The following is a 25263-nucleotide window of genomic DNA, read 5'->3' on the forward strand; positions in this document are numbered from 1 at the left end:
TGCCATGGGTTTGCAAGACATTCTGAGCCGCATTACCAAAGCTGAACAGGCAGCCGGCCGTGCCCCCGGTTCGGTCCAGTTGATTGCGGTCTCCAAAGTGCAACCGCTTGACCGGGTGGAAGCTGTGCTGGCCGAGGGGCAAAAGCTTTTTGGCGAGAATTACGTGCAAGAAGCCGCCAGCAAATGGCCCGCTTGGCGCGCAGAATTCGCGGGCGTAGCGGTGCATATGATCGGCCCGCTGCAAACCAACAAAGCCAAACAAGCGGTGGAACTGTTTGAAGCAATCCATACGCTCGACCGCCCTTCGCTTGCCAGCAAACTCGCCAATCTCGCGCAAGCGCGGGGGGCCTGCCCCGATCTCTTTGTGCAGGTGAACACCGGGGAAGAGCCGCAAAAGGCCGGCGTTCTGCCCGCCGCCTTGGATGCATTTGTCGCCGAGGCGCGGGGCATGGACCTGCCCGTGCAAGGCCTGATGTGCATTCCGCCCGAAGATGAAGACCCCGCCCCGCATTTTGCCATGCTGGCCGAGATGGCCGCGCGCAACGGGCTGAGCGGGCTTTCGATGGGAATGAGTTCTGATTTTGAGGCGGCGATCGCCGCAGGGGCCACCCATGTGCGCGTCGGCTCCGCCATTTTTGGCGCGCGCGATTATTCCACGCGCGGCTAAGCCTTATCGAACGGCCGGGGCGCTGCCCCGGACCCCGAGGTATTTCTGCCAAGAAGAAAACAGGCAAGCGGCGGGATCTCGATCTCTGCGCCCGGTGTGAGCCTTTGCGCGAAGTCGATCAAATCCGCACGGCGCAGCGCGATGCAGCCCGCAGTGGGGTAACAAAGCCTTCGGCGTTGATGGAGGAAGATGGCAGAGCCTTTGCCGGGCGTCGCCTGCGGGTAATTCCAGTCGCTCACCAAAACAATGTCATAAAGCGGATCGGGTCGCGCCATGCGTTCATGGCTCGCCGCAAAGGGCGCGCGCACAAGCTGGTTATAGGCTGGATGATCGGGCGCGTCGCACCACAGATCTTGCGGACCAATGGCGCGCGCCCAAGCGGTGGGGCGTGGCAAACGGCTGGCGCGATAAAGCATCTCTACCACCCGCAACCTGCCCACCGGGGTCGCGCCATCGCCTTCTTGCTTCGTGCGGCTTAAACCGCCGCGCCCAATTTGCACCGGATACCGCCGCCCAAAGGCAATAAGGCCGCTGGGCGTCAGCCGGATCACAGCAGATGCCCCGACTTCGCCGCCTTGGTCGCCAGATAAGCCGCATTATGCTGGCTCAGGCCCACCTTAAGCGGCACCCGTTCGGTGACCGCGATGCCATGTGATTGCAGCATATTCACTTTGGCGGGGTTATTGGTCAGCAGCCGGACCTTGGAAAAGCCCAGCTTGCGCAGGATCGCCGCGCCAATCCGGAAATCACGCTCATCATCTTCAAAGCCAAGGCGATGGTTCGCCTCGACCGTGTCAAAGCCCTGATCTTGCAACGCATAGGCGCGCATCTTATTGGCCAAGCCAATGCCGCGCCCCTCTTGGTTGAGGTAAAGCAGCACCCCTGCCCCCTCGGCCCCCATTTGCTGAAGCGCGGCATCCAATTGCGGGCCGCAATCGCATTTGAGGCTGCCCAGAACATCACCCGTGAAACAGGCCGAATGCAACCGGGCAAGCACCGGGCCCTCGCGGTCGGGCGAGCCGATCTCGATCGCGTAATGTTCCTCGCTACCATCATCGGGGCGGAAGATATGCAGCCGCCCTTTTTCCGCAGCCCGCATCGGCACCCGCGCGGCAGAAACCGGGGCAAAGGTGGTTTCATCGGAAATCACTTGCAGCGTTTGCGCCGCGTCCAAAGCGGTGAGCCCTTCGGGGCGCGGGCGCGGCAGGGGCGCAAGCAATGCTGCGGGCAAAAGTTGCGCGGTTTTCGCCAGTTGAATCGCCGCGCGTGCCGGGATGGCATCGCCATCACGCAGGCTGGAAAGCGGCCCTTTCATTGGCACCATCAGGTCATCGGCTGGGTCGGCAATCGCGCGCAGCCACGCCAGATCGGCGTCCTCCGGCACTGCAATCCGCGCCAGATCATCGTCATAGACGCGGGCTTTGAGCGTTTCCGCCCGCCAAGAGGTCAGCACCAAGGTGAGCGGCCCCAAGGCCCGCAGCGCCGCCAGCCGTTCGACCGACAGCGTCTCTACCGCCACCGCCAGCACGGTGTCAGACAAAATCACCGGCAGCCCCATGCGCAAATCGGCGCGGGCGCGGTTGATACGTTCGGGCAGGCTCGGGCCAAGGGCGAAGGGCGTTTGCATCGCTCACAGATAGCGAGGCCCGTAACAAATTGAAACACTCTGCGCCGTTCCGTCACCCTTGCGTGAGAAAGATTTCAGCACCCTTGTCGGAACCGTGATCTGTGATCAGTTGTTCCGAAACCGCAAAGCTGACGGGAGACAACGATGGCAGGCTTGAAGAAAATCCTTCTGGTGGATGATGACGACGACCTGCGCGAAGCGCTGGCCGAGCAGTTGGTGGCGACCGAAGAGTTTGAGGTGTTTGAGGCAAGCTCGGGTGCCACGGGCGTCGAACAGGCGAAGGCCGCGCTTTATGATCTGGTGATCTTGGATGTGGGTCTGCCTGATACCGATGGGCGCGAGCTGTGCAAAAAGCTGCGCAAGCAAGGTGTGAAATGCCCGATCATGATGCTGACGGGTCACGACACCGATGCCGATACGATCTTGGGCCTTGATAGCGGCGCGAATGATTACATCACCAAGCCGTTCAAATTCCCTGTGCTGCTCGCCCGCATCCGCGCGCAACTGCGCACGCATGAACAATCCGAAGATGCCGTGTTCCAGTTGGGGCCGTATACGTTCAAACCGGCGATGAAGATGCTGATCGACACGAAAGATCGCAAGATCCGTCTGACCGAGAAAGAGACGAATATCCTCAAGTTCCTCTACCGCGCGCAAGATGGCGTGGTGGCGCGCGATGTGCTGCTGCATGAGGTTTGGGGCTATAACGCCGGGGTCACCACGCACACGCTGGAAACCCACATTTACCGGCTGCGCCAGAAGATCGAGCCCGATCCCTCGAACGCGCGGCTGCTGATCACGGAATCGGGCGGCTATCGTCTGGTTGCCTAAAACACAAAAAGGGGGCGTCGGCCCCCTTTTTCACATCAGGTCCAACCCGGTTTTATACCGAGGGGTTGATGTCTTCTTCCGCCTCTTCAAGGCTGATACCCATCGCGTTGAGACCATCTTCCAGATAATCGGCCAGCATCGGCATACCGAGCAGATAATCTTCGGTCGGCGCGGTCGCTTCGGCCCGGGCAGTGGCATAGGCCTCGTCAAATTCTTCGGCCTCAAAGGTCTCGCGCCCAATCCACGCCACGGCGGTCAGCGCGGCCTTTTCATCATCGTTCAGGTTCTCGATGAAGGCGCGCAATTCGCGCGCTTGGCCCGCGCCCGGCACGTCCGAATCGAACTTGCGCGCGCGGATGATGATATGGGCGATTTTTGACGGGCTAATCGGCAACATGGGTGCTCTCCTTGCGCTCAGTTTCGCCGTTCACGGGTTCGTGTGCAAGCTTATTCAGCGCTCAATCGGGATCACTTTCGGGGCCGATCCCGGCTCTTTCGCAAGGTCTTCAAAATCGAAGTTATCTAACCGATGCGCGCGCCTTCCCGCCTTTTCCGCAGAGATGCGAATTTCCTCAATGTCTTTGGCCGCCATCGCAAAATGCCGATCAAGGTTGGACACACGCCCGCCCAATCGCTCGACATCGCCGTAAAGCGCCGCCAATTCGCGCCGGATCGCGCCCGCCTGCTCGCGCATCCGCGCGTCTTTGAGCACCGCGCGCATGGTGTGCAGCGTCGCCATGCAGGTGGTGGGCGAAACGATCCAGACCTTCGCGGCAAAGCCCTCGCGCACCAGTTCGGGGAAATTGCCATGCAACTCGGCATAGACAGCCTCGGAGGGCAAAAACATCAGCGCACCATCGGCGGTCTCGCCTTCAATGATGTAGCGGTCCGCAATTGCCCGAATGTGGCTGCGCACCGAAATACGCATCATCCGCTGCGCTTCGATGATCTGGCTTTGGTTCTCGGCCCGGCGCAACGCCTCATAAGCCTCCAGCGGGAATTTGCTATCCACCACAATCGGCCCCGGCGGATTGGGCAGATGGATCAAACAATCCGCCCGTCGCCCGTTTGAGAGCGTCGCCTGCATCGTAAACGCATCCGAGGGCAGCGCCTTTTTCACAATGTCATGCAGCTGAATTTCGCCAAAGGCGCCGCGGGTTTGCTTGTTTGAGAGAATATCTTGCAGCCCCAGCACATTGCCCGAAAGCTTCTCGATATTGGCTTGGGCCTTGTCGATCGCGTTTAGCCGTTGCTGCAAATCGCCCAGTGACCGCGCAGTACGGGTGGCAGAGCCATGAAGGCTTTCGTTCATCGCCCGGTTCACCTCGGCCAGCCGCGATTCCATCAGCGCCAGCATCTTCGCTTGGCTCGCCGCCTGCGCCTCACTCACATGATGCAAGCCCCCTGCCAATTGGTGCTGGCCATCGGAAAGCGCCTGCACCCTTTGCGCAAGTTGCATCAGGTTTCCGGTCAGCGGTTCAGCGGCGCGCGACGCCCGCGCCGCCGCGCGCAAGACAAGGAGAAGGAGCAACAACACCAAAGCCGCCGCGCCAAGCGCCCCCTGCACGAGCGGGTCGTGCAGGTCGATCAGATGCGTGCCAAGCTCGATCATTCACTATCTCGAGAAAGACTCGAGAAAGCGATCACACCTGTACCTCCAATTTTTGTCCCATCGGAGTCGATGCTATCGATTCTTCCTCCGATTACGCTGACGTTGAAGGATTGCCCATTGATTGTGAGGATACCATTCAAAGCGCCACCATGATCAACCGCAGAAAGCATCAAACCATTTGCTACTGTGGCGTCGATCTCGATCTCTAGCTTCGCCTTTTGATCCTCATACTTATGAAGAATTGCCTTTCCGCCTTCTTTCTTACCGCTCCGGCGCCGCAGTTGTGCCATTTCAAGTTCTCCCGAACAGCCGCTCGATATCGGACAGCTTCAATTCCACGTAGGTGGGCCGCCCGTGGTTGCATTGGCCCGAATGCGGCGTGGCTTCCATTTCGCGCAAAAGCGCGTTCATTTCCTCAACCCGCATTTGACGGCCCGAGCGGATCGAGCCGTGGCAGGCCATGCGGGACAAAACCGCTTCAATGCGGGCTTGCAGCTTCAAGCTTTCGCCTTGATCGGCGAGTTCATCGAGCACATCGCGCAACAGCGCGCCTGCATCAATTTCGCCCAAAATCGCGGGGGTTTCGCGCACAGCCACCGCGCCACCGCCAAAGGGCTCAATCGTCAGGCCAAGGCGTTGCAGATCGTCTGCCGCCTCCAGCAAGCGCGCCGCATCCGCGGGCGAAAATTCGACGATCTCTGGAATGAGCAGCGCCTGCGCCGCCACACCATTTTGCGCCATTTGCTTTTTCAGCCGCTCATAGACCAGCCGTTCATGCGCGGCATGCTGATCCACGATCACCATGCCCCGCTCGGTCTGCGCGACGATGTAATTTTCATGCACCTGCGCGCGCGCGGCCCCCAAGGGCTGGCGGGTGAGTTCGGGCGTCGCCTCTGGCACCGGCTCCACCCGCGCGCTTGGGGTGAACGGGTCTGGCGTGGGTCCGGTGAAGGGCTGTGGCGCCTCGTCAAAGCTATGAAGCGGCATCTGCGCGGCATAGGCGTTTTGCCGCGCGCCATAGCTTGGCCGATCCATCTGATAGATGCGCGGTGGGCCCGTAGGTTCGGGCTGCATCGCGCCAAGGGTTGCCGTGGCCACGGTCGAAGACGCGCGATGCCCCGCCTGCGCCAATGCGTGGCGAATGCCCGTCACGATCAACCCGCGCGGCACGCCGGCCTCGCGAAAGCGCACCTCGGCCTTTGCGGGGTGCACGTTCACATCGACCCGCTCGGGATCGCAGGTGAGAAACAGCGCCGCCGCCGGATGCCGGTCACGCGACAGAAAATCCATATAAGCGGCACGCAAAGCGCCCAAAAGCATCCGGTCCCGCACCGGGCGGCCATTGACGAAAAGAAACTGCTCCACCGCCGCGCCGCGCGAATAGGTCGGCAAAGCGGCGTAGCCCGTGAGCCTGATCCCCTCGCGCTCCGCATCCAGCGCTACGGCGTTTTCGGCAAAGGCGCGGCCCAGAACCCGGCCCAAACGCCCTGAAAGCGCATCGAACAACTCGCCTTGTTCGGCATCGGCCCGAAAAATCTCGCGGCTCGTCTCGCCCTTCACCTCGCGCAGAGTAAAGCTGACGTAAGGCTCCGCCATCGCAAGCCGCTTGATCACGTCCGAGATTGCCTGCGCCTCGGCGCGGTCGGTGCGCAGGAATTTGAGCCGTGCCGGGGTGGCGTAGAACAAGTCGCGCAGTTCAACCACGGTGCCGCTGCTCAACGCCGCCGGTTTCACCGGGCCCATCGCGCCACCTGACACGGTGATTTGCACCGCCTCTTCCCCCGCGACGCGCGAGGTTATGGTGAGCCGCCCCACCGCCCCAAGGCTGGGCAAAGCTTCGCCGCGAAAGCCAAAACTGCGGATGTTGAGCAGATCGGTCCCGTCAATCTTGGAGGTCGCATGGCGCGAAAGCGCAAGCGGCAAATCCTCCGCCGTCATCCCGCAGCCGTCATCGGTGATGCGGATGAGCGTTTTGCCACCATCGGCATAGGCGACATCAATCCGGCTTGCCCCGGCATCAAGCGCGTTTTCGACAAGCTCTTTCACGGCAGAGGCGGGGCGTTCTACCACCTCGCCCGCCGCAATACGGTTGGCGGCAGCTTCATCAAGCTGCCGGATCACGGGGCGCTCGCTCGCGCCTATCTTGCGGGGTTCTGCGTTCATTCCACTAGGGATAGCATAAGGCAGAAAGGGCCTAAAGAGATTCGGAATTACTTCAGATCAGCAGGCTGGCCCACCACAACAAAGCGCAAAGCCTCCGCATTCAACAAGCGCTGCGCGACGCGGGCCACATCTTCTGCCGTCACCGCCTCAACCTGCGCATTGCGGGTGTTGATGTAATCCACCGGCATATGGCTGAGCTGCATCCCCGCCAAAATATCAGCAATCTTGCCATTGCCGTCGAACCGGAGCGGATAGGCCCCAGTCAGATAGGTCTTGGCATCGGACAGCTCTTTATCGCTTACCGCACCCGCAGCCGCGCGTGCCCATTCGGCCTTCACAATCTCGATCGCCTCGGCGACCTTTTCATTGGCAGATGCAAAGCTGCCCTGCCATGTCTCGGCCAGATCCTTGGGCACGAGATAGGTATAGATGCCATAGGTCAGGCCGCGTTTCTCGCGCACCTCGTCCATAAGGCGCGAAGAAAAGCCGCCCGCACCGAGAATTTGATTGAGCACATAAGCAGCGAAGAAATCGGGATCATCCATCGCGATCCCCTCTTGCCCAAAGATCACCACCGATTGCGGCGTATCAAAGGGGACAACGGTCACGCCCCCGCTTAGACCCAATTCCGCGCGCGGCGGCATCTCTGCCCCGGTTTCGGGCAAATCGCCCAGCAATGTGTCGAGAAGCGGCCCCAATTCCTCGGGCGTGATATCGCCCACGGCGGAAACCACCAGCCGATCTTTGGCCATGACACGGGCTTTCGCCTCAAACATGTCTTCGCGGGTAAGCGCCTGCACGCTTTTGGTCGTGCCATTGAGCGAAGACCCATAGGGATGATCGCCATAGGCAAGCTTGCGGAAAGCTTCCCCCGCAAGGGCGTTCGGGTCTTGCGCATCAGAGGCGATGATCGACAGCACCTGCCCGCGCACCCGGTCCACCGAGGCTTGGTCGAAGTGCGGCTCAACCAATGCGCCGCGCAACAACGAGACCGCAGCGGCGCGGTTTTCACTCAGCATCCGCGCCGAGACCGAAAGCGCATCATCATCCACATCAAAATGGAAGGTGGCGGCCAAAGCCTCCTGCGCAGCGGCAAAGCCTTGGCTATCAAGATCGGCAGAGCCCTCCTCAAGCGTTGCCGTCATCAGGTTGATCGCGCCGCGCTTGCCCGGCGCGTCAAGGCTCGCCCCTCCCCGGAAACGGATTTCAAGCGCCGTGAAAGGGATGTCATGCGCCTCCACAAGCCAAGCGTGGATGCCGCCGGGGGAGGTGACCTCTTCAATCTCAATCGCCTGCGCGGGCAGAGCGAGGAGGCAGGCGATCAGGGTGAGCGCCGCAAAGCGCAAGCGCAGGACAAAGCTCATTGTGCCACCTCCGGCGACAGAACGGGGTCAACCGCTGGGGCGACTACCGGAACAATCGGTGCCGGGGCGGGTTCGGCATAAACAGTCACCGCGCGCGCCGGGTCAAAGATCGTGCGCGCAGCATCCATCACCTCTTCCGGGGTGACAGACATCAGCGCGGCGGGCCAGCCCTGCACATCGGCAATGGTGAACCCCGAGGCCAGCGCCTCGCCATAGCGGCGGGCGAGGGCTTGGGTGTTGTCTTGCTCATAGACTTCGCTGGCACGAATTTGGGTGCGAATCCGCTCAAACTGCGCCGGGTCGATGCCTGCGGCGAGGAAATCTTGCAGCGCCTTATCGAGCGCGGCTTCCAGTTCCGGCAGGCTCACATCTTTCGCGGGCATCGCCGCGAGAGAGAAGGTCGTTTTATCAATTGCCATCCCGTCGTAGCCCGCCGACGCATGGATCGCATCGCCCGTTTCAAACAAAAGCTTGCGCCCCAAGACCGAAGTCGCGGCGTTACCGCCCAGAATTTCCGACAGAATCGTCAGCGCGGCAGCCGCTTTTTGATCGCCCGGGTCTCGCTCCGGGGCGAGATAACTGCGCATCAGGTAAGGCTGGGCAATCCGCGCATCACGGTAGATCATCCGACGCTCGGCGCGTTGCGGGGGTTCCTGCGGGCGGGCACGCGGCGGAGTATCGGCCGAAGGCGCGAGCGGGCCATAATATTCCTCGGCCAAGCTGCGCACTTGCTCGGGCGTGACATCCCCGGCCACCACCAGCACGGCATTGTTCGGCGCGTAGAAGCGCTTGTACCATGCCAGCGCGTCATCGCGGGTCAGCGCTTCCATCTCTTGCCGCCAGCCGATGATCGGCGTGCCATAGGGGCTGTTGAGGAACTGCGCCGCGCGCATCTGTTCGCGCAAAAGCGCGCTCGGATCGCTGTCGGTGCGCTGCGCGCGTTCTTCCAAAATCACATCGCGTTCGGTCTGCCAATCATCGGGAGAAATACGCAGATGGCGCATCCGATCGGCTTCCATCTTCATCACCAGCTCCAGCCGATCCGCTGCGATGCGCTGGTAATAGGCGGTGTAATCATACGAGGTGAAGGCATTGTCCGAGCCGCCATTGGCCGAGACGGTCTTCGACAACTCGCCCGCCGCCATCGTGTCGGTGCCTTTGAACATCAAATGTTCAAGGTAATGCGCGATGCCGGATTTGCCGCGCATCTCATCGGCAGAGCCAGCCTTATACCAGACCATCTGCACCACAACCGGGGCACGGTGATCCTCGATCACCACCGCTTCAAGGCCATTGGCAAGGGTGAAATGGGTCACAGGCGCAGCAGATGCGCTGGTGGCGAAGACAGCCAAAACAAGGGCAGCGAAAGCGGCGCGCATGAAAACCTCCCTAGGGTTGCGCTCAACTTAGTGGCGCCGGGCGGGCAGGCAACCGCGATGCATCAACTTTGACGCAGGTTTGATCGCGCGTTACGGCAAAGCGTCCTGCGCCACGCCCGAGGGCGGCGCGGCAGGCGTGCGCAATCCGGCACGGCGCCAGCGCTCCAGTTCAGCCGCTTGGTCGAGCGACATCGGCTCATAGGCCTTGTAATAGACGTTCACGTTGAAGAGCCGCTCCAAGAGCCGCCCATCGTTCTTGCGACGGAATTCAAGATCTTCAGCCGCCAGTTGGGCACGAATATCGGCAGATGTGCCATACCGCGAAGCTTGCGCCAAAAGTGCCCCGTCGCCACGTGGCACGCTGCCAGCGCGCAGACGATCCGGGTTGCCGCCGAGCGCGGCGACAGCATCGGCTTCGGGGGTCGGGTCGGCGATATTGGCGCCCCCCGGCGTCGGGTCCGGCAGCATTGCCAAATCCTCGGGCATCTCAAGCGGCTTGGTCGGCAGAATGCCGAATTCATCGGGCCCCGAAGTCGCAGAGCGCAGATGCATAAGCTGCGGCTGTTTTTCGGCACGCGAACAGCCAGCCAAGGCCAGCGCCGTCACAAGCGCAATCCCGAGCGTGTTCGTCACCGATCGCATGAGCCACCCCATAGATAGCAAGTTATTGCCCCGTCTTAGCCTATCACCGCCGCCGCGTCACGCCCGAAAGCCAGCTTAGCCCTGGCGTTTCGTTTGGCCGTCCCCGGTAAAAAGCACAAGCCCCGCCGCGCCCGCAAAAATTGCGATATCCGCAACATTAAAGGAATAGGGGTTTTGCCAGAACGGCAAGGACATATTGAGAAAATCGGCCACCGCCCCATAGGCGAGCCGGTCGATCACATTGCCGAGCGCACCGCCCACAAGAAGCCCCGCCGCCAAATGCACGCGGCGCTGATGCGGCGCCCGCCCGATCCACACAAGCACCCAAGCCGAGATCGCCAGCGCCACCCCAATCAGCACCCAGCGCGTGATGGTATCATCGCCCGCGAAAAGACCAAAGTTGACGCCGCGATTCCACGCCATGCGCAGGTTGAGCCAAGGCGGGGCGACATCAATCGCCCCAACCCGGTCCAAACCCAACCAATGCACGACGTAATACTTCGACACTTGGTCGAGCATCAGGATCGTTGCACTGGTCCAGCCGAGCAAACGCATGTTTAGCTCAGTGGCGGAAGTGGCGCATGCCGGTGAAGACCATGGCCAAGCCACGCTCGTTCGCGGCGTCGATCACCTCTTGGTCGCGCATCGACCCACCGGGCTGGATAAGCGCCGTCGCGCCCGCTTCCGCCGCCGTGATCAGACCATCGGCAAAGGGGAAGAACGCATCCGAGGCGACAACCGAGCCTTGGGTGAGCGGCGCGCTCAAGCCCATCGCTTCGGCCATATCTTGCGATTTGCGCGCGGCGATCCGGGTGCTGTCAACGCGGCTCATTTGGCCGGCCCCTACGCCTACGGTGGCCCCGTCTTTGACATAGATGATCGCGTTCGATTTGACGTGTTTGGCCACTTTCCAAGCGAACAGCAGGTCTTTCAACTCTTGCTCGGTGGGCGCGCGTTCGGTCACGACCTTCAGATCGTCGAGCGTGATCGCACCGTTGTCTTTGCCTTGCACCAAGAAACCACCCGCCACTTGGCGATAGGTGGTGATCGCGGCTTTCGGGTCCGGCAGCGCGCCGGTGGTCAGCAGGCGCAGGTTTTTCTTGGCAGCGAAGACGGCTTTCGCCTCATCCGTCGCTTCAGGCGCGATGACGACCTCGGTGAAGATCTTCACGATCTCTTCCGCCGTGGCGGCATCAAGCACTTGGTTCAGCGCGATGATCCCGCCAAAGGCCGAGGTGCGGTCGCAATCGAAGGCACGGGTATAGGCTTCCGTCAGCGTGGCACCGGTCGCCACACCACAGGGGTTGGCGTGTTTGATGATCGCGCAAGCGGGCGCGGCACGGTCAAACTCAGCCACCAGTTCAAAGGCGGCATCGGTGTCGTTGATGTTGTTGTAGCTCAGCTCTTTGCCTTGGTGCTGTGCGGCAGTGGCCACGCCCGGGCGTCCCGAACCATCAAGGTAGAAGGCGGCGGATTGGTGCGGGTTTTCACCATAGCGCAGGGTTTGCGCCAGCTCACCGGCAAAGGCGCGGCGGCGCGGCGTTTCTTCGCCAATCGCGCCCGCCATCCAAGTGGAAACCGCCGCATCATAAGCCCCCGTGCGGGCATAGGCGATTTGCGCGAGCTTTTGGCGGAAGGCGAGCGTGGTCGCGCCGTCATTCGCATCCAGTTCAGCCAGCACCGCATCGTAATCTTGCACATCGACCACGGTCGCGACGAAAGCATGGTTCTTGGCCGCCGCGCGGATCATCGCCGGGCCGCCAATGTCGATGTTTTCGATGCAATCATCATAAGCCGCGCCTTTGGCGACGGTGGCCTCAAACGGGTAAAGGTTCACGACGAGCAGGTCGATCACCTCAATGCCGTGGGTTTCCATCGCGGTGACATGCTCTTTGTTGTCACGCAGCGCCAAAAGACCGCCGTGCACTTTGGGGTGCAGGGTCTTCACGCGGCCATCCATCATTTCCGGGAAGCCCGTGACATCGGCCACGTCGCGCACATTCAGCCCCGCTTCGCGCAGCGTTTTCGCGGTACCGCCGGTCGAGAGCAGCTCCACCCCACGCGCGGCCAGCGCACGGGCAAAATCAACAAGCCCGGTCTTGTCGGAGACAGACAGCAGGGCGCGGGTCAGGGGGACGGGTCTGGTCACGGTGGCAGGTCCTTTGATCAGGTGTCGGAAGAAGGCGGTGCAGCGCCGCCGTTGGCGGAGGGGGTATCCTGTGCCTTGGCCAAGGTCCAGTTGATTTGGCTGATCGGTTCCTGCAAGCGGCCCGAAAGCACAATCTGTTGCGTGGCACGGGGTCGCAGACGCCCCTTTTCAAGGTAGACAGAGGGATCAAGGCTCAGATCAACCGGCCCATCGAAGCGGAAAATCCAAATCTCGCCGGATTTCAGCGCCAGCGAAACGGCCCAACCGCCCATATCCAAAGCGGCATCCACTTCGGGGTGCAGATGGAAGCGGATTTTGAACGGGATGCCGCGCAGCGCATCGGCCTCAAGCAGCTTTTCAAACCGCGCTTTGTCGGGCGGGGCCATCGCGCCAAGCGTGTCGGTGCCCGTCAGCATATTGCCATCGGCCCCGAGTTCGAGCTCGCGAACATGTGTCAGCCCATGCGTGGAAAGATAGCCATCATGGCCAAAGAGGGCATGGCGCGCCGGATCGGTTTCCGTGCGCATCCAAACCTCTTTCGGGGTTTCATCGAGCCAAGTGCGCGTGGTGGAACCGCTGCGAGTTGCGGGGCCAAGGCGGGAAGAAGAATACCCTTCAAGCGCCAGTGTCGAATGGCTGGGCGTGGCGCGGCCCGCGCGGTGCCATTCTGGCCCAAACATTGCGCCAGACCCACAATTCACGATCAGCGGCCAGCGGCCCGAGGTGAGCTCAAATGCCAGCGTCGAGGCATGCGCATTCGCCGAGGCCGGGCCTTGCGGCGGGGCCGCAGAATCAATCACCAAGGTGGAGCGCCCCGCATGCAGCCGCCCGAAGCCCATTGCCAAGCCTTTGGGCGGCACCTGACGCGCGCCAGAGGCCGCAAGCGCCGCATCCAGTCGCCCTTCCAGCCCCCGCCCGCCACCGTGGAACCGGGCCAAGCCGCCATCGGCATGGCGCAGAGCGCGCAAGGTTGGCGCAATCCGTGCGATCGCGGCTTGGTGAGCAGGCAGCGCGGTGCGCCCCGCTTGTGTCATCGCATCAGAGGCCCAGATCAGGAGCGAGAAGACCTCAAGCAATTCCTCGGGGTTGCGGGTCGGAATGCCGCCGCCCGCATCCACCTGCGCGCGACACTCGGCCGCCAAAGCCTCTGCCGCGGCATTGGCGTGCTGCTCCATCCCGGTGAGGGCAAGGCTTGCGTAAATAAGTCCCGTCAGCGCCTCGAACCGCGGCAGACCGGGACTGGCCGAGCGCCAGCGCCGTGCCAAGAAAAGCGTCTGCTGCCCCAGCACCCGGAAGAAGGCTTCCGCCTGCGCTTTGTCGCGGCCATTAAGCAAAAAGATCGCATGGTTGATCAGCCGGATCAGCCGCCGCCCGGTCAAATCGGGCGTCCAGCCCGGCCCACGGCCCGCACCAAAACGGGTGATCCAGTCAAAGACCCATTCTTGCGCCCGCTCGCGCGCCGGGCGGTCCCCCACGGCGGCAAGATCATCGAGCCAAGTGCAGCCGTGCAGCGCTTCTTCAAAGCTTGGGTCCGGCATCGGCAAGTCCCAGATCGACAGCCCCGGCCCCTCGACCAAGAACCCCGCAAACAGGAAATTACCGGCGATCAACTGCCGCCCACGGGCAAAAGAGCCAATCGTGCGCGGTTCAGGCTGGCTGACGAATCCGGTGGCCGGGCGGGCACGGGCCGCGCGCAAGGCGGCCAAGCGGTCAAACGCCGCTGTGAAACGCCCCCGAGGCGCGCCTTTGGAAGATGTCCCGCCGCCTGTCATGCCCGCTCGGCCCTAAGGCCCGTTGTTGAGATTGCGCGCACCATAGTGCCGCCCCCGCCGCCTGTCATCGGATAGTTTTATGCCTCAGGTCGCGCGTTTCAGCACAGCCATGAAAAAGCCGTCCATCCCGCCGCGCTCGGGCCAAGTATCGGGCCGCAGCCGCACAGCGCCTTGGTCGGTGATCCATGCCGGGTCGATGCCCGCGATTTCGGGCGCATTGATTCGCCAATCGGGATGGCGCTCCAAGGCGGCGGCAAGCTGCGCCTCGCCCTCTTCGGGCAAAAGCGAGCAGGTGGCATAAACCAGCCGCCCGCCGGGCTTGAGCCAGCCCAAAGCGCGGTCGATCAGTTGCGCCTGCAGCGCCACCAGCTCCTTGATCCCCTTCGCGTCCTTCACAAAAGGCAGATCGGGATGGCGGCGAATCGTGCCCGTGGCCGAGCAGGGCGCATCGAGCAAGATCGCATCAAAGGGCGCCTCAGGCTGCCATTCCAGCGCATCTGCCACCGCGGTTTTCGCCGTCACCTGACACCGGGCAAGGTTTTCTTGCAGCCGATCCAGCCGCGGAGCGGAAATATCGAGCGCGGTCACATCGGCCCCCATCGCGGCCAATTGCAGCGTTTTGCCCCCCGGCGCGGCGCAAAGGTCCAACACCGTTTCACCCGGCTGCGCGGCCAGCAGTTTCGCGGGCAACGCTGCAGCGGCATCTTGCACCCACCAATCTCCCGCCGCATAGCCCGGCAGGTCAGTGATCTGGCCCGCTTGCGCCAGCCGCAGTGACCCTGTGGGCAAAAGCTCCGCCCCAAGTTTTTCCGCCCAAGCGGCGGCATCGGCCTTCACCGAAAGATCCACCGGCGCCCCTGCATGATGCGCGGCTTCCATCTTCATCACTGCCACTTTGCCATAGGCCGACATTAGCCGCCCACGCAGCCAACCGGGCAAGGCGGGCGGATCAAGCCGCTGCCACCGTGCCGTATCTGCCGCGACTTTGCGCAAAACCGCATTGATCAGCCCCGCAAAACCCTCAGCCCGGCGCCCACCGGAATGGGTCAGCGTCACCAAAGCATCCACCACCCCATGCGGGGCCGCGTCCAGCGCGCAAATCTCAACCGTGCCGAGCCGCAGCACGGCGAGCAAATCCGCCGGGGGCTTTTTGCGCAAATGCGGTTTCAGCATCGCATCGGCGCGCGGCAGGTTGCGCAAAGTTGCGAGTGCGAGCCTCTGCGCGCGGGCGCGGTCTTGCGGCGGCAGCGCGGCCAATTCGCCGGCTTGTTCCGCAAGGGTGAGCCGTTCTTCCAAGACGCCCACCAACAGGGCAGCGGCCGCACGGCGGGCCGGATCAATGCTTGCCATAGCGCGTCCTTTGCGCGTTTTGCCGGGCGCTTGTTGTGCCGGGATGCGCGGCCTATAACAGGGCCGACCCCAAACGCAAAGCCGGAGACCCGCATGAGCGAGGAAGACCGCAAGGAGCTGCCGCCCGCCGCCATCCGCGCGCTGGCCGAAGCCGAAGAACGCCGCAAAGCGGCCAAAGCGCTTGAATTGCCGCCCGAACTTGGGGGCCGCGACGGGCCGGAACCCGTGCGCTACGGCGATTGGGAGAAAAAAGGCATCGCCATCGACTTTTAAGCGGTGGCGCTTTTGGCACCCGCCGGGGGCTGTCTGCCCCCGGACCCCCGAGGATATTTCAACAAAGTCGAAAGCAGGGCCTTAAAGATTAAAGCCCCAGCACGTCGATCATGTCATATTGGCCGGGCTTTTGATCGAGCCCCCAAAGCGCGGCCTTGAGCGCGCCACGCGCAAAAATGACCCGGTCGGTTGCGATATGGCGCAGCACGATCCGCTCGCCTGCAGCCGCGAAAATCACATCATGTTCGCCCACAATATCGCCGCCGCGAATGGCCGAAAAGCCGATCGCGCCGGGCTGACGCGTGCCGGTGATGCCGTGGCGCCCCGATTCGGTATTGCCCTCGAGCGAGATGCCCCGGCCATCCGCCGCCGCTTGGCCGAGCATCAGGGCCGTGCCCGACGGCGCATCGACCTTGCGGTTGTGATGCGCTTCGACCACCTCGATATCCCAATCTGCGTCGAGTGCTTGCGCCACGGTTTTGGCGAGCTTGGTCAGAAGATTGACGCCAAGGCTCATATTGCCCGCGCGAATTTGCACCGAATGGCGCGACGCAGGCTCCAGCGCTGCGATCTGGCCCGGCTCAAACCCGGTGGTGCCAATCACATGCACGGCCCGCGCCTGCGCGGCAAATTTCGCGAATTCGAGCGTCGCTGCGGGGGCGGTAAAGTCAATCACCGCTTGCGCATTTTTAAAGGCTTCAAGCGGATCATCGGTCACGATCACGCCCGTTTCCGCGCCACCCATTGCCGCGCCCAAATCTTGCCCCACCCAGTCATGGCCGGAGCGCTCAACCGCGCCCACCACCTGCGCCTTGCCCGAGGCAGAGATGGTCTTGGCAAGCATCTGCCCCATCCGCCCCGAAATTCCGGTGATCACGATGCCCGGCAAATCGCTCATCTTTCCCTCCATGGTTTCGACCGTCTTTAGACTGTGACCCACCGATTGGCAAAGCCCCGTTGCGGGCAAGGCGCGAAAGCACTATGTGCGGGGCATGGCAAAGAACCGCTTCCATTCGGGCGATGGCCCCTCGCAACGGCAGCTTCGCGTTGGCGAACTGATCCGCCGGACCCTGTCTGACGTGCTGATGCGCGGCGAGGTGCATGACCCGGACCTGAATCGCATCTCGATCACCGTGGGCGAAGTGCGCCCCTCGCCCGACTTGAAGGTGGCGACCGTTTATGTCGCCCCGCTTGGTGGCTCGCTCGGCGGGGAAAGCGCCGAGGCGATGCTGGCCGCGCTGCGCCGCAACACCGGCGAACTGCGCCACCATGTGGCGAAGGCGATGACGCTGAAATATGCGCCCGATCTGCGCTTCCGCATCGACGAGACCTTTGATCGGCTGGATGAGACACGGCGCATCTTCTCGGATGAAACGGTGCAGCGCGATATCGCCGCGCGTGACGACGATGAAGATGAAGCCGATCTGGGCTAGGCTTTTTGCCGCCTTGGCGCTGGTGGTGCCGCGCGTTGCGCTGGCGGCTGACCCTTGCCACACCGTGACCTTTGAAGACACGCCCTTCACCGTGTGCGAAGCGCGCGCGGGGGATGATCTGCGGCTGTGGTTGCGCGACGATGCGGGCGATATTTTGGGGACGATCCCGCGCTTGAAAGCCACGCTCGCCCCAAATGAGCAACTGGTCTTTGCGATGAATGCCGGGATGTATGCGCCCGACCGTTCCCCCGCAGGGCTTTACATTGAAAACGGGCAAGAACTGCACCGGATCGTCACCAATGAAGGGCCGGGCAATTTTGGTCTGTTGCCGAATGGGGTGTTTTGCATCTCTGATCGTTTCGCGGTGGTCGAAAGCCGCGCCTTTGCCGCCAACCCGCTTGCCTGTCGCTTTGCCACGCAATCCGGCCCGATGCTGGTGATTGATGGCGCGCTGCATCCGCGCTTTCTGCCCGAGAGTGACAGCACCTATATCCGCAATGGTGTCGGTGTTTCGGGGGATGGGCTGACGGCGTGGTTCGTGATTTCGGACAAGCCGGTGAACTTTCACCGCTTCGCGCGGTTTTTCCGCGACCAACTTGGCGCGCCGAATGCGCTGTATCTGGATGGCTCGATTTCGCGGCTTTTTGTGCCGGCGCAGGGCCGGGCGGATTTCGGCCTGCCGATGGGGCCGATTGTCGGGCTTGTGGCCCAAGACTAAGCGCCCCAATTGACCCGCGCGCCTTCAAGCGCTAGCAGGCGGGCTTGCATAAAAGGGAGCATGTTATGGGCCGCAAGAAGGGGCGCGATATTTCCGGCTGGATCGTGGTCGACAAACCGGCGGGGGTGACCTCGACCTCGGTGGTGGGCAAGGTTCGCTGGGCGCTTGATGCGAAAAAGGCGGGCCATGCGGGCACGCTTGACCCTGCGGCCACGGGCGTTTTGGCCATCGCGCTCGGCGAAGCGACCAAGACCGTTCCCTTCATCACCGATGCAATGAAATGCTACCGCTTCCAGGTGCGCTTTGGCGCTTCAACCAGCACCGATGACGCCGAAGGCGCGGTGTTGGAAACCTCTGACGCCCGCCCCACGGATGAGGCGATTGCAGCCGCGCTTGGCGCGTTTCGCGGGGACATCATGCAAGTGCCGCCGCAAGTCTCTGCCGTGAAGGTGGAAGGCGAGCGCGCTTATGATCTGGCCCGAGAGGGTGTGGCAATGGATTTGGCCGCGCGCCCGCTTTGGGTCGAAAGCCTTGAGGTCGTTGCCCGCCCCGATGCTGATACGGTCGAGTTGGAAATGGTCTGCGGCAAGGGCGGCTATGTGCGCTCTATCGCGCGCGATCTGGGCCGGGCACTTGGCTGTTTGGGCCATGTGGCTTGGCTGCGCCGGGTCTGGTCTGGCCCGTTTGAGGCGGAAAATGGCCTGAGCCTTGATCAGATTGATACGCTTGCCCGCACGCCAGAGTTGGATGAAAAGCTTTTGCCGCTGGAACTCGGGCTAGATGACCTGCCCGAAGTGAAAGCCACGGTGGAGGGCGCAGTGCGGCTGAGCCACGGCAACCCGGGCCAAGTGATCGCATCGGGCATCGAATTTGGCACCGAGGTTTGGGTGAGCCGCGACGGGCTTGCCATTGCCGTGGGTCGCTACATGGGCGGCGAGGTCCATCCGGACCGCGTTTTCAACCGGTAAGGGCATGATCACACGCAGCCATATCAAAGGCGATGCCCCCTCGATCGCGGTTTATTCCGACTGTGAGCAGTATCGCTACCTGCTCACCCGTGTTTGGGACGAAAGCCACCCCCGCGCGCTGTTTGTGATGCTGAACCCTTCCACCGCAACCGAGGTGCAGAACGACCCGACCGTGGAGCGCTGCGAGCGCCGGGCGCGGGCCTTGGGCTTTGGCGCTTTCCGGGTGACGAATATCTTCGCCTATCGCGCCACCGACCCCAAAGACATGCGCGCGCAAGCAGACCCCGTTGGCCCCGAAAATGATGCCGCGATTTTGGAAAGCCTTGAATGGGCCGCCGGGCCTAAAGATCGAATCATCTGCGCTTGGGGGGCGCATGGGGCGCATTTGAACCGCGGGGCAGCGGTGGAGGCGCTTTTGCGCGGCTCTGGCCGGGCATTGCATCATTTGGGGCTCACCAATGCGGGAGCCCCCAAACACCCGCTTTACATCAGCTATGCGCAGCAACTGATCGCTTGGCCCGCGTCATAAACGGTTAACCAGCCTCCGAAATATCGCAGCTCCTACGCCTTTTCGGCACCTGTGCTCGCTTTTGATTCACGCCCGCGCGTTAGGCTCGCCGCTTAACCATGAGGTGGTGCGATGCTGTTTCTCTCCGGTCTGCTGGGTCTGCTGATGGCAGGGGTTGCCGCTGGTCTGGTTCCGCTGGAGGAGCCGGAGGCAGAAGATGGCATTCTCCCCGAAGACAGCGCGGGCGATAGCGGTGGCGAGGATCTGATCGAAGATGACCCGTCCGACACGGTGACCACCTTGCCCGGGGACGATCCCACGCCCTCTTCCCTGCCCTCCCCTGACCCGAGCGAGCTTGCCGATATCCTTTGGGGCGATCTTTTCGACGATGAGATCGACGGGCTTGGCGGCGATGACCAAATCAACGGCTACAGCGGCGATGACACGCTTGCGGGCGGCGCGGGTGACGACACGCTGATTGGCGAAGAGGGCGATGACAATCTATCCGGGGATGCAGGCGATGATTCGCTTGCTGGCGAAGACGGGGCAGATACGCTTTTGGGCGCTGCGGGAAATGACACGCTAACCGGGGGCTTTGGGGCGGATAGCCTGTCGGGGGGCGAAGATAATGATAGCCTGTCTGGCGGCGCCGATAATGACATCTTGGCGGGCGATACGGGCAATGACAGCCTGATGGGCGACGATGGGGATGACACGCTGACAGGTGGGCTTGGCAATGACGAGTTGTTTGGCGGCGATGGCGATGATCTGCTGATCGGAGTGGTAGCCGCAGACGAATCCGCTACCATGGATGAGGATGGGACAGATTTCCTCAATGGCGGCACGGGGGCGGATACGCTGATGGTGGGAACGGGCGACTATGCCTCGGGTGGCGAGGATGAAGATGTGTTCGGCTTGGGCGATTGGATCGACCCGGCCAACCCAGCCACCATTGCCGATTATGACGCCAGCCAAGACCAGATTGTGGTGGTCTATGACCCGAGTTCGGGCAGCCTGCCGGACCTGACCCTTCAGCCCTCTGAGACCAGTGGCAACCAATGGGTCTGCTTGGATGGTGTGCCGCTGGCCGAGGTAATGAACGCCGAGAACCTGACGGTTGAAGACCTTCGCTTGGTGACCCCAGAGGAATTCAGCGCGCTTTGACCTCGCCAAGGCCTCTCGGGCCTTTTTGCTTCCCAAAAGGCGGAATTTCCGCTAAACGCCGCCATCCGCCGGATTCGGCGGTGCTCCACGGGCCTTGCTGGACGACATCCCGGCCTGCGCCATAACCCTTTACCAAAGGAGACCCCGATGTCGATCACCGTTGAAGAGAAAAACCGTCTCATCAAAGAATACGCCACCAAAGAAGGCGACACCGGTTCGCCGGAAGTCCAAGTGGCGATCCTCAGCTCGCGCATCGCGACGCTGACCGAGCACTTCAAACAGCACAAGAAGGACAACCACTCGCGTCGTGGCCTTCTGATGATGGTGGCCCAGCGCCGCAAACTGCTCGACTACCTGAAAAAGAAAGATGTGGCTCGCTACCAGTCGCTCATCGAGCGTCTCGGCCTGCGCCGCTAATCTTTCCGGCTTCGGAAAACGAAACGCCCGTCGCACAAGCGGCGGGCGTTTTGCTTATGTCCCCCGCCTTGCTGCCCGCAGGCATGCGCTTTACACCCGCACCATGCGCATCTTGGAAAACATCATCAGCGATCGTGGCTCGAAATATGCCGTTGCCGGCGGGCCATGCGCCTCGGCAGAAGAGGCACGGGCTTTCATCCAAACCCTCTGCCGCACGAAAAAATTCGCCAAGGCAACGCATAATAGCTGGGCCCTTTTGACCGCCGATGCCCCGCTTAAAAATGATGATGGAGAAGCCGGGGCGGGTATGGTGATTTTGCGGATGCTCGAACGCGAAGCTCTGCAAAACCATATCATCGTGGTCACGCGCTGGTTTGGCGGCAAGCATCTTGGCGGGGATCGGTTCCGCCATGTGCAAGAGGCCGTGCGTCTTTATCTGGAAGACCTGCGCCAGACCTGAGCGCCCCCCAAACGACCGACCCACAACGGCAGCTTGGCCCCCGGATTTCACGCCTTTCGGTTCACCCAGACGCCCTGTAAAGTCGCGCCATGACGCTTCCTGCCACGCTTAAATTCTCTGACGATCAGGCCGAGGCCTGGGATGCCGTTGCTTCCGCGCTGGAGGCGGCGGGTGTCGATATTTTGGATGGCAGTTTGTTGCCCGAGGGCGGCGAGCCGCATGTGATGGCGGTGATCGGCAAGGCGGGCTCGGGCAAAACGCTCCTTTTGGCGCAACTCTTCAAAGCCTTGGCCGAGGCGGGGGTTGAGATCGTCTCGGGCGATTATGAAGGCAAGAAGCGCAAAGATCGGCGCACGCTGGCGATTTTGGCCCCCACGAACAAAGCCGCCTCGGTGCTGCGCTCGCGCGGTGTGCCCGCGACCACGATCCACCGCATTCTTTATACCCCCGTTTATCACCCTGAATATGAGGCCATTGCCGAATGGCTGGCCGGGCAAGGCGACCGCCCCGATCTTGAGCAGTTGCGGATCGACGGGCTGTCTGAACTCGCGCTCGACCGCGCGAAAGCCTTTTACGAAACAAATGCCTCGGTGCCGGGCGCCTTGGCGGCGGCGGGCTTGCGGGGCTCGGATTTTATTTCCGGCTGGAAGCGGCGCGAAGACCCGCTGGATATAGGCTTTGTTGACGAAGCCTCAATGCTCGACGAACGCCAGTTTGACGACCTGAAAGAAATCTTCCCGACGCTGGTCTTGTTTGGCGACCCGGCGCAGCTCGCCCCCGTCAACCAATCGGGTCATATGTCGTTTGAGCGGTTGCCGAAAAAAGAGGTGCATGCGCTACACCGTATCCACCGCCAAGCCGATGACAACCCGATCTTGGATCTGGCCCATGCTTTGGCCGATGACAGCCTCGATTTCTACGCTTTTGAACGCAAGCTGGCAGAGGCTGCAAAATCTGACCCGCGCGTGGTTTGGGCCGAACGGGTCGAAAGCGATCTGATGGCGCGCTCGCCCGTTTTGGTGTGGCGCAATGCGACCCGCATTCGGCTGATACAGGCGTTTCGCGGCGCGCATTCCGCGCCCGCAGATGCGCTTTTGCCCGGCGAGCCGCTGATTTGCGACGGGATCGAATTGCCGCTCAAGCACCGCAAGAAGCGCATCGACCTTGAGGCGCGCGGGCTGATTAAGGGCGCGCAGGTGATCTACCTTGGCCCCGGCAAAAAGCCCGGCTTTTCGCGGCTGCATGTGATTGGCTCTGAAGACCCGCGCCTGTCAGCCGCTTCGATCGTAAAGATCGAAATGCCTGATGAAGAAGAACCCTTCATCCCCTTTGCCGCACGGATGGGGGCGACCTTTTTGCATGGTGCTGCCGTCACCATTCACAAGGCGCAGGGCAGCCAGTGGCCCGATGTGCAGGTTTTTGCGCCCGATATTTATGCCGCCTTCCGCGCGGGTCGGTCAGAGGCGGGTATCCCGCTGTGGAAACGGCTGGCCTATGTCGCGATCACCCGCGCCGAGCATCGGCTTTTATGGGTGACGAAAGCGCGACTTGCCCGCCCCTCTACCCCCTTGGGCATCGACGATCTGCCAAGCGGGGCTGCGGTGCTCAAGCTCGAAGGTCAAACCGACTAGAGCCGGTCGCGTTCCTTCGCCTGCGCGCCACAAGCTCTTACCTTGTAATCTCGCATATCGGAGGCGCACAAAACCGGCTCCCAGTTTTGTGCAACATGCTCTAGCCCTTTTCCTTTCCGGCCACGCCGCCTAATCTGCCCCCAACAAAGGAGGCGGCCCATGCGTTGCGTTTTCGTCCAGTTCCGTTGCCAGCCCGGTCAAACCTATGCCGTGGCCGATGCCATTTATGAGCGCGAGGTGGTGAGCGAACTCTATTCCACCTCGGGCGATTATGACCTGATCGCCAAGGTCTACATCCCCGAAGAGGTCGATGTTGGCCATTACCTGTCGGAAAAGCTGTTCGATATTGCTGGCATCAGCCGCACCTTGACGACGATGACCTTCAAAGCGTTCTAACGCTTCAGCATCCGGAAGGCGGCAGAGGCGGCCCAGCCCGCAAAGACCGCAAGCGCGAGCGACATCAGCCCGTAAAGCGCGGGCTGGTTTTGCGACAGGTTATAGGTGAACCGCTCAAGCCCAACCCGGCGCACCCGGATTGGGCGCTCTGCCCGGTCGATCAAATTGCCATCGCGCAGCAAAAAGATCCGCGCGGTGTAATCCCCTTCAATCAGGTTTGCAGGCAAGTCGAAGTCGGCGCGAAACAGCGTGCCTTGCACCAGCTTTACCGGTTTGCGCGTCAGCTGATAGACCCCACCCTTTTCACGAATGCGCATCAGTGCTTCGGCATAGGGGCGAGTGTCACTTTCGCCCAGAGGCCCTGCAAAGGCCCGCATCGCCAGCGGCAGCGAGATATTCTCAAGCGCATCCAGCGCTGGTGGCAAGATCTTCTCGAGTGGCGCGGAGCTTGCCACGGCGTAATAGCTTGGCGCTTGCGGCACCACCACTTTCCCGGTGTTGACCCAAATCCCAAATTCACGCGACTTGCGCCGCACGGTGACGCGCTGCAGCGGCCCTTCCAGCGTGACAATCACCCCAAGCCGCCCCGGCGGCTCCGGCGCGTCACGTTTCACCGCGCCATAAAGGATCACCGTCGACCCATCAAACGAGGCGGTAATCCCAATATCCTCGGCACTGAGTCCCGCCACGACCTTTTCGGCCTGCGCCAGCCCCGGCAGAAGCGACAGCCCCAACACGAAAAAGACCATCAGCGCGCGGATCATCAGATCACCCCCATGGTGAGGGAGTAAAGCTCGCTGGGCATCAACAGAAGATCGAGCCCCAGCTTCACCGCGACAGCCAGAACCAAAAGCGCCAACAAGATGCGCAACTGTTCGGCTTTCAGCTTCGCCCCAAGTTGCGAGCCGATCTGCGCGCCAATCACCCCGCCGACAATCAGCAAGAGCGCCAGCATCACATCCACCGATTGGTTGGTGATGGCGTGCATCATCGTGGTGAAGGCCGACACGAACAAAATTTGAAACAGCGAGGTGCCGATCACCACCTTAGTCGGCATCCCAAGCAGGTAAATCATCGCGGGCACCATGATGAAGCCACCACCCACGCCCATGATCGCGGCCAAAACCCCGACAGCCATGCCTACCAGCATCGGCGGGATGACCGAGATATAAAGGCCTGAGGCGCGGAACTTCACCTTGAACGGCAACCGGTGCACCCAATTATGCTGGCGCGCTTTCACCCGCGGCGCATCTTTGCGGCGGTTGCGGCGCAGCGCGCGTACCGCCTCTTGCAGCATCAACAGCCCGATCGAGCCCAAAAACACGACATAGGCCAATTGCACCGCAAGGTCGATTTGCCCGAGCCGTGTAAGCAGGTTGAAGATGAAGATCCCCATGGCCGAGCCAATAAGGCCACCGATCAAGAGAACGATCCCCATCGGCACATCCACAGCCTTACGCTTGAACTGTGCCAAGACCCCACTGACCGAAGAGGCCACAACTTGGTTCGCCCCGGTCGCCACCGCCACAGTGGGCGGAATGCCAATGAAAAACAGAAGCGGCGTGATCAAGAAGCCGCCGCCCACACCAAACATGCCCGACAACAGGCCCACGAGCCCACCAAGGCCCAAAAGAAGAAAGATGTTCACCGAAAGCTCGGCGATGGGAAGGTAGATTTGCATGGCGGTGCGTTGGCTTTGCCCTTGCAGCATGACCTGCATGGGCGAGGGTAGCAAGACC

Annotated in this window: 28 protein-coding genes; 12 read left to right on the forward strand and 16 right to left on the reverse strand. The window is 62.0% G+C overall.

Going from position 1 to position 25263, the window contains the following annotated elements:
* The first annotated feature begins 4 nt into the window (after nucleotides 1-4).
* Nucleotides 5-667 (forward strand): YggS family pyridoxal phosphate-dependent enzyme, encoded by a 663-nt coding sequence (locus tag BW967_RS15270; protein WP_076486020.1) that lies wholly within the window; start codon nucleotides 5-7, stop codon nucleotides 665-667.
* Here the strand turns inward: BW967_RS15270 and BW967_RS15275 are convergent.
* Nucleotides 664-1218: a L,D-transpeptidase family protein gene (locus BW967_RS15275; RefSeq protein ID WP_076485959.1), complete on the reverse strand. Its 555-nt coding sequence runs from the start codon at nucleotides 1216-1218 to the stop codon at nucleotides 664-666. The two genes, BW967_RS15270 and BW967_RS15275, sit on opposite strands and share 4 nt — an antisense overlap.
* Entirely contained in the window at nucleotides 1215-2294 is a 1080-nt protein-coding gene (ribA, locus tag BW967_RS15280; protein ID WP_076485960.1) for a GTP cyclohydrolase II, read from the reverse strand. Before ribA ends, BW967_RS15275 begins: the two co-directional genes overlap by 4 nt.
* 144 nt (nucleotides 2295-2438) lie before the next feature.
* Between ribA and BW967_RS15285 the strand changes: the two genes are divergently transcribed.
* Entirely contained in the window at nucleotides 2439-3125 is a 687-nt protein-coding gene (locus BW967_RS15285; RefSeq protein WP_076485961.1) for a response regulator transcription factor, read from the forward strand.
* Nucleotides 3126-3177: 52 nt separating this feature from the next.
* Here BW967_RS15285 and BW967_RS15290 read toward each other — a convergent pair whose 3' ends face one another.
* The 11 genes from BW967_RS15290 to BW967_RS15340 form a co-directional block, all read right to left on the reverse strand.
* On the reverse strand, nucleotides 3178-3522 hold the full coding sequence (locus BW967_RS15290) for a DUF3775 domain-containing protein (RefSeq protein WP_076485962.1): 345 nt from the start codon (nucleotides 3520-3522) through the stop codon (nucleotides 3178-3180).
* Nucleotides 3523-3576: 54 nt separating this feature from the next.
* Nucleotides 3577-4737, reverse strand: coding sequence for a DNA recombination protein RmuC (locus BW967_RS15295; RefSeq protein ID WP_076485963.1), 1161 nt, complete (start codon nucleotides 4735-4737; stop codon nucleotides 3577-3579).
* Nucleotides 4734-5027 (reverse strand): hypothetical protein, encoded by a 294-nt coding sequence (locus BW967_RS15300; RefSeq protein WP_076485964.1) that lies wholly within the window; start codon nucleotides 5025-5027, stop codon nucleotides 4734-4736. The genes BW967_RS15295 and BW967_RS15300 overlap by 4 nt, the downstream gene beginning before the upstream one ends.
* A gap of 1 nt (nucleotide 5028) precedes the next feature.
* Complete coding sequence (gene mutL, locus BW967_RS15305) at nucleotides 5029-6900, reverse strand: DNA mismatch repair endonuclease MutL (protein ID WP_076485965.1); 1872 nt, start codon at nucleotides 6898-6900, stop codon at nucleotides 5029-5031.
* A gap of 47 nt (nucleotides 6901-6947) precedes the next feature.
* A complete protein-coding gene (locus BW967_RS15310; RefSeq protein WP_175610466.1) occupies nucleotides 6948-8264 on the reverse strand; it encodes a M16 family metallopeptidase in 1317 nt (438 codons plus the stop codon).
* Complete coding sequence (locus tag BW967_RS15315; RefSeq protein WP_076485966.1) at nucleotides 8261-9643, reverse strand: M16 family metallopeptidase; 1383 nt, start codon at nucleotides 9641-9643, stop codon at nucleotides 8261-8263. The genes BW967_RS15310 and BW967_RS15315 overlap by 4 nt, the downstream gene beginning before the upstream one ends.
* 90 nt (nucleotides 9644-9733) lie before the next feature.
* Complete coding sequence (locus BW967_RS15320; RefSeq protein WP_076486022.1) at nucleotides 9734-10285, reverse strand: DUF3035 domain-containing protein; 552 nt, start codon at nucleotides 10283-10285, stop codon at nucleotides 9734-9736.
* A gap of 75 nt (nucleotides 10286-10360) precedes the next feature.
* On the reverse strand, nucleotides 10361-10840 hold the full coding sequence (gene lspA, locus BW967_RS15325; protein ID WP_076485967.1) for a signal peptidase II: 480 nt from the start codon (nucleotides 10838-10840) through the stop codon (nucleotides 10361-10363).
* Nucleotides 10841-10847: 7 nt separating this feature from the next.
* Complete coding sequence (gene purH, locus BW967_RS15330) at nucleotides 10848-12434, reverse strand: bifunctional phosphoribosylaminoimidazolecarboxamide formyltransferase/IMP cyclohydrolase (RefSeq protein WP_076485968.1); 1587 nt, start codon at nucleotides 12432-12434, stop codon at nucleotides 10848-10850.
* A 17-nt stretch (nucleotides 12435-12451) separates the two neighbouring features.
* Nucleotides 12452-14206 carry a heparinase II/III family protein gene (locus BW967_RS15335; protein ID WP_076485969.1) on the reverse strand — a complete coding sequence of 585 codons (1755 nt, stop codon included), beginning with the start codon at nucleotides 14204-14206 and terminating at the stop codon, nucleotides 12452-12454.
* A gap of 84 nt (nucleotides 14207-14290) precedes the next feature.
* On the reverse strand, nucleotides 14291-15556 hold the full coding sequence (locus BW967_RS15340) for an RsmB/NOP family class I SAM-dependent RNA methyltransferase (protein WP_076485970.1): 1266 nt from the start codon (nucleotides 15554-15556) through the stop codon (nucleotides 14291-14293).
* A gap of 93 nt (nucleotides 15557-15649) precedes the next feature.
* Here BW967_RS15340 and BW967_RS15345 point away from each other — a divergent pair, with 93 nt between their 5' ends.
* Nucleotides 15650-15829 (forward strand): DUF1674 domain-containing protein, encoded by a 180-nt coding sequence (locus tag BW967_RS15345; RefSeq protein ID WP_083952285.1) that lies wholly within the window; start codon nucleotides 15650-15652, stop codon nucleotides 15827-15829.
* A gap of 88 nt (nucleotides 15830-15917) precedes the next feature.
* Here BW967_RS15345 and dapB read toward each other — a convergent pair whose 3' ends face one another.
* Nucleotides 15918-16727, reverse strand: a complete 810-nt coding sequence (dapB, locus tag BW967_RS15350) for a 4-hydroxy-tetrahydrodipicolinate reductase (protein WP_076486024.1) — start codon at nucleotides 16725-16727, stop codon at nucleotides 15918-15920.
* A gap of 94 nt (nucleotides 16728-16821) precedes the next feature.
* On the opposite strand from dapB, the gene rbfA reads away from it, so the two are divergent.
* The 9 genes from rbfA to BW967_RS15395 all read left to right on the forward strand — a co-directional run bounded on the left by rbfA (nucleotide 16822) and on the right by BW967_RS15395 (nucleotide 23524).
* Nucleotides 16822-17262: a 30S ribosome-binding factor RbfA gene (gene rbfA / locus BW967_RS15355; RefSeq protein WP_076485971.1), complete on the forward strand. Its 441-nt coding sequence runs from the start codon at nucleotides 16822-16824 to the stop codon at nucleotides 17260-17262.
* Nucleotides 17237-17980, forward strand: a complete 744-nt coding sequence (locus tag BW967_RS15360) for a phosphodiester glycosidase family protein (RefSeq protein WP_083952286.1) — start codon at nucleotides 17237-17239, stop codon at nucleotides 17978-17980. Before rbfA ends, BW967_RS15360 begins: the two co-directional genes overlap by 26 nt.
* A gap of 65 nt (nucleotides 17981-18045) precedes the next feature.
* A complete protein-coding gene (truB, locus tag BW967_RS15365) occupies nucleotides 18046-18948 on the forward strand; it encodes a tRNA pseudouridine(55) synthase TruB (protein ID WP_076485972.1) in 903 nt (300 codons plus the stop codon).
* A gap of 4 nt (nucleotides 18949-18952) precedes the next feature.
* The gene (locus BW967_RS15370) at nucleotides 18953-19477 is read left to right on the forward strand and encodes a DUF1643 domain-containing protein (protein WP_076485973.1); all 525 of its coding nucleotides are present in this window, start codon (nucleotides 18953-18955) and stop codon (nucleotides 19475-19477) included.
* A 111-nt stretch (nucleotides 19478-19588) separates the two neighbouring features.
* Nucleotides 19589-20620, forward strand: a complete 1032-nt coding sequence (locus BW967_RS15375) for a calcium-binding protein (RefSeq protein WP_076485974.1) — start codon at nucleotides 19589-19591, stop codon at nucleotides 20618-20620.
* Between the two features lie 147 nt (nucleotides 20621-20767).
* The gene (rpsO, locus tag BW967_RS15380) at nucleotides 20768-21037 is read left to right on the forward strand and encodes a 30S ribosomal protein S15 (RefSeq protein ID WP_076485975.1); all 270 of its coding nucleotides are present in this window, start codon (nucleotides 20768-20770) and stop codon (nucleotides 21035-21037) included.
* 103 nt (nucleotides 21038-21140) lie between these two features.
* Nucleotides 21141-21497 (forward strand): YigZ family protein, encoded by a 357-nt coding sequence (locus tag BW967_RS15385; RefSeq protein ID WP_076485976.1) that lies wholly within the window; start codon nucleotides 21141-21143, stop codon nucleotides 21495-21497.
* Nucleotides 21498-21586: 89 nt separating this feature from the next.
* The gene (locus tag BW967_RS15390; protein ID WP_076485977.1) at nucleotides 21587-23128 is read left to right on the forward strand and encodes an ATP-dependent DNA helicase; all 1542 of its coding nucleotides are present in this window, start codon (nucleotides 21587-21589) and stop codon (nucleotides 23126-23128) included.
* A gap of 159 nt (nucleotides 23129-23287) precedes the next feature.
* Nucleotides 23288-23524 carry an Lrp/AsnC ligand binding domain-containing protein gene (locus tag BW967_RS15395; protein WP_076485978.1) on the forward strand — a complete coding sequence of 79 codons (237 nt, stop codon included), beginning with the start codon at nucleotides 23288-23290 and terminating at the stop codon, nucleotides 23522-23524.
* Here BW967_RS15395 and BW967_RS15400 read toward each other — a convergent pair.
* Together BW967_RS15400 and BW967_RS15405 are read right to left on the reverse strand one after the other, a co-directional pair.
* The gene (locus tag BW967_RS15400) at nucleotides 23521-24288 is read right to left on the reverse strand and encodes a TIGR02186 family protein (protein WP_245826564.1); all 768 of its coding nucleotides are present in this window, start codon (nucleotides 24286-24288) and stop codon (nucleotides 23521-23523) included. The genes BW967_RS15395 and BW967_RS15400 overlap by 4 nt on opposite strands.
* On the reverse strand, nucleotides 24288-25205 hold the full coding sequence (locus BW967_RS15405; protein WP_076486027.1) for a sulfite exporter TauE/SafE family protein: 918 nt from the start codon (nucleotides 25203-25205) through the stop codon (nucleotides 24288-24290). The genes BW967_RS15400 and BW967_RS15405 overlap by 1 nt, the downstream gene beginning before the upstream one ends.
* Nucleotides 25206-25263 lie beyond the last annotated feature (58 nt).

It is taken from the genome of Rhodobacter aestuarii, from assembly GCF_900156655.1.
Lineage (GTDB): Bacteria > Pseudomonadota > Alphaproteobacteria > Rhodobacterales > Rhodobacteraceae > Rhodobacter > Rhodobacter aestuarii.

Bases quoted from the DNA above. Each gene is read 5' to 3' on its own strand.
- BW967_RS15270 (WP_076486020.1), top strand. From the start codon at position 5: ATGGGTTTGCAAGACATTCTGAGCCGCATTACCAAAGCTGAACAGGCA.
- ribA (WP_076485960.1), bottom strand. From the start codon at position 2,294: ATGCAAACGCCCTTCGCCCTTGGCCCGAGCCTGCCCGAACGTATCAAC.
- BW967_RS15285 (WP_076485961.1), top strand. From the start codon at position 2,439: ATGGCAGGCTTGAAGAAAATCCTTCTGGTGGATGATGACGACGACCTG.
- BW967_RS15290 (WP_076485962.1), bottom strand. From the start codon at position 3,522: ATGTTGCCGATTAGCCCGTCAAAAATCGCCCATATCATCATCCGCGCG.
- BW967_RS15295 (WP_076485963.1), bottom strand. From the start codon at position 4,737: ATGATCGAGCTTGGCACGCATCTGATCGACCTGCACGACCCGCTCGTG.
- BW967_RS15300 (WP_076485964.1), bottom strand. From the start codon at position 5,027: ATGGCACAACTGCGGCGCCGGAGCGGTAAGAAAGAAGGCGGAAAGGCA.
- mutL (WP_076485965.1), bottom strand. From the start codon at position 6,900: ATGAACGCAGAACCCCGCAAGATAGGCGCGAGCGAGCGCCCCGTGATC.
- BW967_RS15310 (WP_175610466.1), bottom strand. From the start codon at position 8,264: ATGAGCTTTGTCCTGCGCTTGCGCTTTGCGGCGCTCACCCTGATCGCC.
- BW967_RS15315 (WP_076485966.1), bottom strand. From the start codon at position 9,643: ATGCGCGCCGCTTTCGCTGCCCTTGTTTTGGCTGTCTTCGCCACCAGC.
- BW967_RS15320 (WP_076486022.1), bottom strand. From the start codon at position 10,285: ATGCGATCGGTGACGAACACGCTCGGGATTGCGCTTGTGACGGCGCTG.
- lspA (WP_076485967.1), bottom strand. From the start codon at position 10,840: ATGCGTTTGCTCGGCTGGACCAGTGCAACGATCCTGATGCTCGACCAA.
- BW967_RS15335 (WP_076485969.1), bottom strand. From the start codon at position 14,206: ATGACAGGCGGCGGGACATCTTCCAAAGGCGCGCCTCGGGGGCGTTTC.
- BW967_RS15340 (WP_076485970.1), bottom strand. From the start codon at position 15,556: ATGGCAAGCATTGATCCGGCCCGCCGTGCGGCCGCTGCCCTGTTGGTG.
- BW967_RS15345 (WP_083952285.1), top strand. From the start codon at position 15,650: ATGAGCGAGGAAGACCGCAAGGAGCTGCCGCCCGCCGCCATCCGCGCG.
- dapB (WP_076486024.1), bottom strand. From the start codon at position 16,727: ATGAGCGATTTGCCGGGCATCGTGATCACCGGAATTTCGGGGCGGATG.
- rbfA (WP_076485971.1), top strand. From the start codon at position 16,822: ATGGCAAAGAACCGCTTCCATTCGGGCGATGGCCCCTCGCAACGGCAG.
- BW967_RS15360 (WP_083952286.1), top strand. From the start codon at position 17,237: ATGAAGATGAAGCCGATCTGGGCTAGGCTTTTTGCCGCCTTGGCGCTG.
- truB (WP_076485972.1), top strand. From the start codon at position 18,046: ATGGGCCGCAAGAAGGGGCGCGATATTTCCGGCTGGATCGTGGTCGAC.
- BW967_RS15370 (WP_076485973.1), top strand. From the start codon at position 18,953: ATGATCACACGCAGCCATATCAAAGGCGATGCCCCCTCGATCGCGGTT.
- BW967_RS15375 (WP_076485974.1), top strand. From the start codon at position 19,589: ATGCTGTTTCTCTCCGGTCTGCTGGGTCTGCTGATGGCAGGGGTTGCC.
- rpsO (WP_076485975.1), top strand. From the start codon at position 20,768: ATGTCGATCACCGTTGAAGAGAAAAACCGTCTCATCAAAGAATACGCC.
- BW967_RS15385 (WP_076485976.1), top strand. From the start codon at position 21,141: ATGCGCATCTTGGAAAACATCATCAGCGATCGTGGCTCGAAATATGCC.
- BW967_RS15390 (WP_076485977.1), top strand. From the start codon at position 21,587: ATGACGCTTCCTGCCACGCTTAAATTCTCTGACGATCAGGCCGAGGCC.
- BW967_RS15395 (WP_076485978.1), top strand. From the start codon at position 23,288: ATGCGTTGCGTTTTCGTCCAGTTCCGTTGCCAGCCCGGTCAAACCTAT.
- BW967_RS15400 (WP_245826564.1), bottom strand. From the start codon at position 24,288: ATGATCCGCGCGCTGATGGTCTTTTTCGTGTTGGGGCTGTCGCTTCTG.
- BW967_RS15405 (WP_076486027.1), bottom strand. From the start codon at position 25,205: ATGCAAATCTACCTTCCCATCGCCGAGCTTTCGGTGAACATCTTTCTT.